The organism is Kistimonas scapharcae (assembly GCF_039540975.1).
GTDB classification, from domain to species: Bacteria; Pseudomonadota; Gammaproteobacteria; order Pseudomonadales; family Endozoicomonadaceae; genus Kistimonas; species Kistimonas scapharcae.
Genome location: NZ_BAABFL010000125.1, coordinates 1 through 8,646, shown reverse-complemented (window position 1 = coordinate 8,646; position 8,646 = coordinate 1). Strand labels below are relative to the sequence as shown.

The following is an 8,646-nucleotide window of genomic DNA, read 5'->3' as shown; positions in this document are numbered from 1 at the left end:
CAGAATCAGTGTTCAAGACTTACCAGAATGGGTGTTCAAGAGTTACCAGAATCGGTGTTCAAGTTGTGCCAGAATACGCAAATGCTATGCGTGAGCTTGGAAGGGATATTGATAATGGGCATAAGCAATTTTGATTTTTACTCGTCCGCGATTTACTTCGCAATCTTTGTTGTGTTGATAGCCTGCTTTATGCCGAAGAGCCGTCAGCGGGGTAATGGCTGGAATACTATGCCAGTAGACCGGTTGCATTCGAACGATGAGTCGCGTTGGCATGCAATGGAACAAATGCCACTGGAGCTGCTGTTTGGCGAAATTCTGCACAATGAGCAAGACATTGAGATAGATTCTCCACCGCTTTATGGCACCCCAGACCAGGTATACAGAAACGAAGACGGTCAGCTCGTGGTCGTTGATACCAAGTTTCGAGCGAAGCCCGAAGTGCGCTTCAGTGACCGCGTGCAGCTCAGTGTCTATGCCTACATGCTTTCTACAAAACTCAAAGATCCAGAGATGGTATGTGGACACGGCTACATTCGGTTTGTGCGCTGCTATGGTGATGACCCCCAGCAACAGCCTGGCATGGTGAGATACGAAAAGGTTCCCTTGCTGGACATGGAAACGATTGAACTGATGTCTGAGGTGTATTTGAGGGAATGCCGGGATCGACCCGGCAGGCTCAACGCAACCAGCGATACAATTTGCTGATCCGGGCCATAATTCTGCCAGAACTTCTGCTTGTTTTGCCCTGCTTGGATTCTAATTGAGATTCAAGCCTTTTCACTTCCTCTCTCATGATCAATTTTCTGACCATGGGGGAGTGTATCTTCTCGTAATCAACAAAACCGCTAACCGGCAGGGTTGGGACCAGATTCCAGTCGAACTCAGACTGTTCAGAATGTGTTTGAGTCACGTCTTTGAGCATCCATATTTTTGGTGATTTTCCAGAAAGGTAAGTCAGCTATCTCAGCGATATTTTTCTGACCGTCGATGTACAGTGAGCAGTGTTTGCCGAGATTTCTGATAGTGGACATCGTTGTGTCATCGTCAGATTTGGACGAGGTATTGAAGAGCGTCCGGATGTCTTTTGCGGACAGGTTGGCAACACGGTGTATAACCCAGGTATTCATCAGAGGGGTGAAGTCAGTGTGCGTGGTCTGGAAGTGCGAGATATCTTGGGTTGACAGCATGACTGCGACACCATATTCACGCCCCTCTTTGAGAAGGCGGCGCAGCGAGTCAAAGCCGGGTCGCATGATATTGTCGGCTTCATCAACGAGCAACAATTTGTTGATTCTCCGGTGGTCGCCATTGATGCTCGGTTTTCCATGAACCTGCATTTGGGAAAAAAGGTTGTCCAACACGAGAGCAACAAACAGCTTTTGTATGTTTCCGGACAATTTCTTAACGTCCATCACTACAACACCCGTCAGAAGCTCATAGATCGATCCTGAGCGTGTTTCCGGAGAAAAGAACTGGTAGGTAATAATATCTGACAACGCAGCGTAGAGGCTGTCTTTTGGGCGTTTTGGGATGCTATTAAGAGCGTCCCAAACATCATGCACGGTTGGCGGATCTAAATGGAATGTTTCAGGTTGGCCAACTTCAATGCCGTTGAATCGATACGCTTCCAGTACACAATCCAGCAAAAGCTTCTCTTGTTTTTTCCCGAGGCCGTAGGCTGTTACCAGTGTTTTGACAAAAGTGACGCCAGTGTAGAGAGGTAGCTGAGGATCCTGCATGTCCCCTGTGAGACTAAATGGGTTGAATGGGAGGTGATAAGGTCGACAGACCGTGGCATTTGTCGCGGTTATGAACTTGTCAGATGTGTAGTCGTCCTTGTAGTCGATGATGAGCATTCCGATGGGCGTGTCTGGGTCGACGTTAAACCGTTGTTGCTGGTATAGCTGATAGAGAAGAGATTGGACGCACTGTGTTTTCCCTGTACCCATGGTACCCAACACGCCGATGTTTGGATTAACGCAGACAGAAGTGTTTGTAGGCTCCCAGTAGTGTTTGCCGGCCGAAGACGATCCAACCTCAATCTGAATGCACCGTTTAGCTGCCTGGACGTTTGATGGCTGCGATAGGGGAATAGGGGCTTTCTGGTTGAATGCTTGAAGCTGCCCGGTCTCTGGTGTGGATCTGACACGCAGGGGGGCTGCACCTTTGAGCTTGCGGTACACAGGTGGGACCAGCAACAATTTTTTTGCTCGTGTGATCGCTACATAGAATAGATTGATTTCTTCCTCATCAATCACATCATTGTCTTCGAGTGATTGGATCAGCCGATCAAAATCATCAGCGATAAGGACGTTATCAGATTCAATTCCTTTGCTACCGTGTGCAGTGACCAGGCTGATTTCAGCAGTATCCTTGCTATCTTCAGCGGCGGTTTTCAATCTGGAAATAATTGAGCATACATTCTCCCGACCTTCCGAAAACAGCTTGACCAGTCGGGACAGATCAGGATCGGAAGTGATTTCCGATTCCGTGATGATTTCATTCCAGGAGCGAAAACTCCGCAGAGTAGGGTGAAGTGACCCTGATGTAGATTGTTTGTCGTCATAAATGGACAATGCAGATTCAAGGAGATTAATAAATGTAGAAATCCCCCCTGCAATGCTAACGGAAAGTCCTGAATCGCAACACTGGAGAGCATATTGCAGGACCGTCATATTGGTTCGACATATCACGAGTAGAGGTTTCTCGCCCGCATATTCGTTTGTAGATTTTATGGTTGTTTCCTGAAAACCTTTAATGCTTGCTTTGTATCCCTTGAGTCTCAGGATCAGGTTCGCAAAACTTGCTATAGAATTGCCATAGCGAAACGATTGCGTTAGATGAAGCTCGGGAAGATCGATCCTGTCAATTGCATTGATGGCGCCACGAAATTTGTATATTGATTGATGCGGATCCCCCACAAATATAATTTGAGCCTGCTGCTTTAAAACGACATCAAGCAATACTCCGTTCGCATCCTGGGCCTCGTCAAAGAAAATGCAATCAGCACAGAGGTCAGGATTTGAGAGCTGCCATACCTTTAAATACGCATCGTGCGTAGAAGGACATTCAGAATCAGCAGAAAGCATCTCTTGCGCCAGATTTTCAGAGCACACGACAAGCCATTGAACTAAAGAGTTCCTTATTGAGTTTTCAAGTTGTCCACTTCTGACAAGCTTGTCTGCAAACTCTATTGTTTCAGCGGTAATGTGTTTTTCTGAAAGTGCGGAATCAGCACTTCCAAAATATTCAGCCACTATCTTTCTGGTTGCGGTTATTAAAACACCTGTGCTGAAAGGAAAACTAAGTTTCTCCGGGAAGCCTGCGAAATGCTTTATGTCGTCACTTTTAAGTTTAGCGTCCAGCTTTCGACTCCATTTTGCCTTGTTAGGCTTGACGACGTTTTCCCATGCAAGACTGTGGGCAGTTCGAACAGATACATAATCTGGGAACTTTCCTCTAGCATCATTAGCCAATGCTCGGTTAAAACAAAGATACAGAGATTTCCGCACATGATATTTGGCAATTGCTTGAAGGGTTGATGTTTTCCCCGTACCAGCAAAAGCTAAAACCTTGATGCTTTGGTTATCCTTTGCTGCTTTAACGATTTTGCACTGTTCATCCGTTAATGGATAATTATTGATGCTAAGATTATTGTCCATTTAACGACCTATTGACAGACATCCAGGCTGCTCTTACCCGTGGATTGCTTTCCTGTTTGAACCTGAACACCTTGAATAGATGCTAAGGTTAGAATCTGTTTGTGACAGGTTCCCAAGCATTTAAGGCTTTTACGGATTTTCTCGAATTGCTTTTCTGCACTTTCGATAATAGGTAGTTCCCATTCAGCAGCATTTTTGAATTTCTTCAGTGTGTATTTATCACTTGTGCCTTTGCTTACTTGCTTGACTATTCTGACTCGATTTCCTCTAGTTCCGAAGAATCTAACGTCCTCCCAGATAATTAAGAAGGAGAAACCGGACTTTTTTAATCTCATAGAGTATCTGGCCTTGTTATCAAAACCAGATCTTTGGTTGTTTTTATAATATTGAAGATATATATCTTCTTGAATGGACAGTGCTTCTTTGTGCAGTGAGTCTATCTCTGAATAGACCATGTTGAGCATATGCTGTAGGTTTTGGTCTGTCATGGTTCTATCCTATAGTCTATCTAAAAGGATAATTAGGTATAATTATCCCACAGAGGATTCTAATGTGGGATATGAACTGCAAGTAATCCTATATACATAAGACCTGTAACGCATTGATGTGCATCAAACAGCGGCGAGGAAGCGGTATAAATGTTCTGGATTTGTAGGATATTAGAAAGTGCTATCCATATGGGATAAAGACATTCCTTATCCTATCTTTATAAGATTTGATCTGATTGTGGCTGAATGCCTGCATCAAAAATTGTGAAAGAAAGATCAATAATATTCCATGTAAATGTGGGATATTAGGAAGTGTTATCCATATGGGATAAAATTAAATTAATATCCTTTACCTATAGCCATATATCAGTTTGATATATGTCAATTATTTGATTGTAACATAAATTTACAATCCCTCGTGTTGATGACGAGCGCTGTGTGTAGTTATGTATAGGCTGAACACTCTTGCTATCGCTGTTTTTATGGTTTTTTCATTTTCTATTAATGTATCAATACTTGATGAGCTTGACAGTTCATACTGGGGAGAGGTGGCCCGAGAATACTCATTGGATTCAAGCCTTCTATACGCTGTTGCGTTAATGGAAAGCAAGAAATCTACAGATAATGGTTTTGCAAGTGTAACGCCTTGGATGTGGACGTTGAATAGTTCAAACCTATCTCGGTCTTATTATCAAACTAGAGAGGATGCAATTGAGGCATTAAATTCTCTTTCTAATAATGGTGTCTTTGATGCCAGGGTAAACGTTGATATTGGCATCATGCAATTGAATTGGATCTGGTTTGCAAAGCGTAATGTAGAAGGTATCCTACCAACAGACCTCATTGATCCGAAAACGAACATAAAGTATGGAGCGGAAATTCTACGTGAGAGCATAGATTCTGCACCACACGATTATATTTTGGGTGTTGGACGTTATCATTCCTGGGATAATGAGAAAGCGCGTCTCTATGGCAATGAGGTTATTGGTATATCTAACGCTTTGAAGTCTTTGAGAGAGAAAAGCTGATGAACAATATTTTATCGAAAATATGCGATGATGTGAGAGAGCTTAATAAGGAACTGCTTGACGTTATATTCATGGAAGGCCATTCCGATGCTTTATTGTTCACCGGCCTTTCAGCTATGCAGTATAGTGGTTTGAAAACACTCTACGATGCAGAAAATAATGTTCTATACGAAAACAACTGTCTACTTTTGAAAATATACTTAGACAATATGGTTCCTTTACAGATTAATTCTTTTGTAAAACCAATACATCTTAATACGATTATTCTGCTTGGTTGCCGGAGCCTCCTACGCTTTGATAAAAAAGTTGCGCGGGTTGTATATGGCGTTGACGAAGCTACGGCCAGCAGTATTGCTGAAATGAGTTATTCAGAAATAAAAAAGATAGCGGGCTATAGTATTTTGAAGCCTGCCTACCGATTTGAGTATTGCCGCAAGATCACATCCGATGTGAAGGTGTCGCCACTTTTGCTCAATGCCAGCGTTTAGAGTTAGATTGTTTTCTGATGATAGAGAGATAGAATCTCGCGGGGGTAAAATGAGAGACATTATTATAACGAATCCAAAAATTATCTCAGACACAGTGAAATATATTGAACAAGGGTTCAATACTAATATAGTCCTTGAGGAAATCGACTCAAAATTGAAAAAATACTTTATTCGTGAAATAAGAAAGAAAATCGGTGCTGAGATAACATCCTCGGGCAAAATGCCAAGTTGCAAGAAAATCATTGAGTCAAAAGTTCGAAGCTACCACGCATCAGTTGTTGTTGCTAAATACCTGAAAGTGATTGGAGGGGGGATAGAGTCGCAACTTAAACCAAACTGCGATGACGTACATGTAGCATACAGTTTCTATCAGGACGATATTAAGCGTAGTCATCTTAAAGATACAGAAATGTTAAATATTAACGAGGCCTGGGTTCTGTGCAAAGGATTGCATCATTCGGATATCTCTGTCGTTGGCTGTCATGATTGTGGCTCTTTGTTTGTTTTGATGAAAAACTGGCATGAGCGATCCTGTGTAGTATGTTTTATGAACAACAAATTCGGTCAGAAAGGGAAAAGGAAGACATCAGGTTTGTCGCCTGTTGTCCATAATTGACAATAGAAAAAATTTCTCTTTTCCGCACTTGCATAAAGGCCACTCAGCGTTACTCTAACGGCACGGCAGGTAAATTGAGGTTTGGGGGAGATAACCATGAGCAAAAAGAAATATCTGGCGCGGATCTCTCAGATTCGGAGCGTTTTTGAGGCTTTGACGCTCTTTTCCGGTGCTGCCTGGTTAGGTGCATGGATCAACGATAAAGATGCCGGATTGATGAATATTCTGATTATCATAGCGGCCGTGTGCCTTTCTATGACTGCTCTGATGTCGTTTCTTTATGGTCTTATCGATAAAAAGAATGTTGAAAAAAACGAATACTTAAAACCTAAACGGCAGGTTCAGGCTCAGGATGGATGGTGGGATAACTCACCGTTGTATTATAACTATTCAAATACAAAGCGTAAAAATAATGACCCATGGATCGGAGCAAGGAGTGGTTCAATTTATGAATACAGCCCAGGCTTAAGGACTATTCCATATCATGCGACGGAGGACGATTTCGTCTGATGAACCTATGTATTATTATCATACAGAGCACGAGAGCCTATATTGGCACCCGTGCATTATGGTTAAACCTATAGTGTTGATGCTCTTGGTTGGTCCCGAAAGTCAAAGGGTATCCGGTATTCGGCAATAGCTTCAGCGTTCAGTTCGTTGAACTCCTTCAGGTCTGTTGCCACCCCTGCATCCTTCATGGTTCCGCTACGGATAATTGAGGCGAGCATCCCTTCAGCAACATCCTGAGATACGTTCGATTCTTTTGCCAAGGTATTGACCAGGTTCTGCCCTTTTTCCGATAGACCGGGATTTGTGACGGAATAGATACCATCTTTTCCATCAGATCTGCCAGCTACCTTCCCGCCGCCATCTTTGGTGTTCTCGAATTCGATACCTTTGTACAATCCATTTGCATATTCGGGATCAGCAACAACCTTCCCAAAAATGTGCGCCTGTCTTGGTGAATACCCTTCGTTCAAGGCGTCCTCGGTCCCTCTCTCATAAAGTCGCCCTGGCTTTGGTGTTCCGATGTCCGGGTATGCTTCCTCGGCTGTTTGTTTCGGAAGATGCTCACCATCCACAAACTTTCTTCCGGCCAATTTCGATGAGATCTGTTCCCGGCGCAGATCAGCATTGTGGGCGAGGTTCTGGTCGTGCTGGGCATCTACGTTATCTTGTCCTTGCGCGTTATGATCCCCTACCGCCGCTCTTCCTGTGATTGGTTCTGCTACTTTTTCTTTAGCCAGTTGATCAATCATCGATTCATTAATATCGGTTTTAACACGGGTGTTTTGATCTCCCGCATTAATTTCAGCAGATTCAGCAACATTAGAGTGTACAGAAGAGTTTCCAGTTTCTGGCATGCCATAACCTGCGGCTTTATACATGTTTGCGGCAATTCGTGTTGCTTCTGGCGAACCCATTTCTGACAGGGCTGTTAATGTAGCGGCGATCTTTTCCTGATCATGACTCGCAAAGCCTATACCCATTTCTGCAAAGCGATCAGTGACATTGTTGACGGCTTTTTGATATTTCAGATTTCCCTGTGTTGCATCCATGTAGGCTTTCATAACAGGGTTAACCCCGTTATCGTCACGGACATTTGCCATCCGGGATGTCACCTGCATGGGGTTGTGACGCATCTCTGCACCGATACGCTGGTCGGCAGAACTCAGCTCATTGTAAGTCTTGCTTGCCTGTTTCACTTCTTGAGCAGCATCAACCACATTCCTTTGGTCGGTTTTATTCATTCCCGTGGTCCAGGCATCAACATTCCCTTCGCTGGCATCGCTGCGAACAGCATCGTTAAGTGTGGCGGCAACCGATTCATCTTTATTCAGTGATTCCATCGCACTTCGCATTTTTGACAGTTGAGAGGCTTCTTTTGAGCTCTTTTCGAGAGAATTGTTTTCATTGGCTTTCGTCTCAGTTCCAATAGAAAGCCCTCCCGTTAAGAAAGGAACACCGTCGAAACCTAAACCTATACTCCCTCCGCCACTCACCGACGTTTGCAGTGCATGAGCAGCCGCAACAGTCCGGGCTTCATCTTTGGTGAGTCCATGACTTTCCTCCAGTCCTTTGGCAATTTTGTTCACGGCTTGCGCGGTGTTTGAATTGCTACCTTCAAGACTTTTTGCAAAATTCTGCGCGTCGGTTCGGGTAATGGTGTTGCCATAGGTGTTTTGGATGCCATTAGATATCTGGCTTTGCAGGGCTGTCTGGGCGGTTTCGACCCGTTGACTGGCAGAGGCAACCTGTTTTTGCAACCCGGAGCCAATCGATAACCTTAACTCCCGCTTAACGATCTGAAGAAGTAAGGCTAAATTGAATGAAGAGAGCGTCCCCTGTGCTCTTCAGGCAAAA

At 43.9% G+C, this 8,646-nt stretch carries 8 protein-coding genes; 5 read left to right on the top strand and 3 right to left on the bottom strand.

Annotation, left to right across the window (positions count from 1 at the left end):
• The coding region (locus ABD892_RS08230) for a PD-(D/E)XK nuclease family protein (RefSeq protein ID WP_345195008.1) at positions 1-705 on the top strand (705 nt) is incomplete at its 5' end.
• A 185-nt stretch (positions 706-890) separates the two neighbouring features.
• Here the strand turns inward: ABD892_RS08230 and ABD892_RS08225 are convergent.
• Together ABD892_RS08225 and mobI are read right to left on the bottom strand one after the other, a co-directional pair.
• Entirely contained in the window at positions 891-3,662 is a 2,772-nt protein-coding gene (locus ABD892_RS08225; RefSeq protein WP_345195007.1) for a UvrD-helicase domain-containing protein, read from the bottom strand.
• 8 nt (positions 3,663-3,670) lie between these two features.
• Positions 3,671-4,150, bottom strand: coding sequence for a conjugative transfer protein MobI(A/C) (gene mobI, locus ABD892_RS08220; protein ID WP_345195006.1), 480 nt, complete (start codon positions 4,148-4,150; stop codon positions 3,671-3,673).
• Positions 4,151-4,596: 446 nt separating this feature from the next.
• Between mobI and ABD892_RS08215 the strand changes: the two genes are divergently transcribed.
• The 4 genes from ABD892_RS08215 (at position 4,597) to ABD892_RS08200 (ending at position 6,792) form a co-directional block, all read left to right on the top strand.
• Positions 4,597-5,178 carry a transglycosylase SLT domain-containing protein gene (locus ABD892_RS08215; RefSeq protein WP_345195005.1) on the top strand — a complete coding sequence of 194 codons (582 nt, stop codon included), beginning with the start codon at positions 4,597-4,599 and terminating at the stop codon, positions 5,176-5,178.
• Positions 5,178-5,666, top strand: coding sequence for a hypothetical protein (locus ABD892_RS08210; protein WP_345195004.1), 489 nt, complete (start codon positions 5,178-5,180; stop codon positions 5,664-5,666). Before ABD892_RS08215 ends, ABD892_RS08210 begins: the two co-directional genes overlap by 1 nt.
• Positions 5,667-5,715: 49 nt before the next feature.
• The gene (locus ABD892_RS08205) at positions 5,716-6,282 is read left to right on the top strand and encodes a FlhC family transcriptional regulator (protein WP_345195003.1); all 567 of its coding nucleotides are present in this window, start codon (positions 5,716-5,718) and stop codon (positions 6,280-6,282) included.
• Between the two features lie 96 nt (positions 6,283-6,378).
• Entirely contained in the window at positions 6,379-6,792 is a 414-nt protein-coding gene (locus ABD892_RS08200; RefSeq protein WP_345195002.1) for a hypothetical protein, read from the top strand.
• Between the two features lie 68 nt (positions 6,793-6,860).
• On the opposite strand, the gene ABD892_RS08195 is transcribed toward ABD892_RS08200, so the two are convergent.
• Positions 6,861-8,549, bottom strand: coding sequence for a hypothetical protein (locus ABD892_RS08195; RefSeq protein ID WP_345195000.1), 1,689 nt, complete (start codon positions 8,547-8,549; stop codon positions 6,861-6,863).
• Between the last annotated feature and the right edge of the window lie 97 nt (positions 8,550-8,646).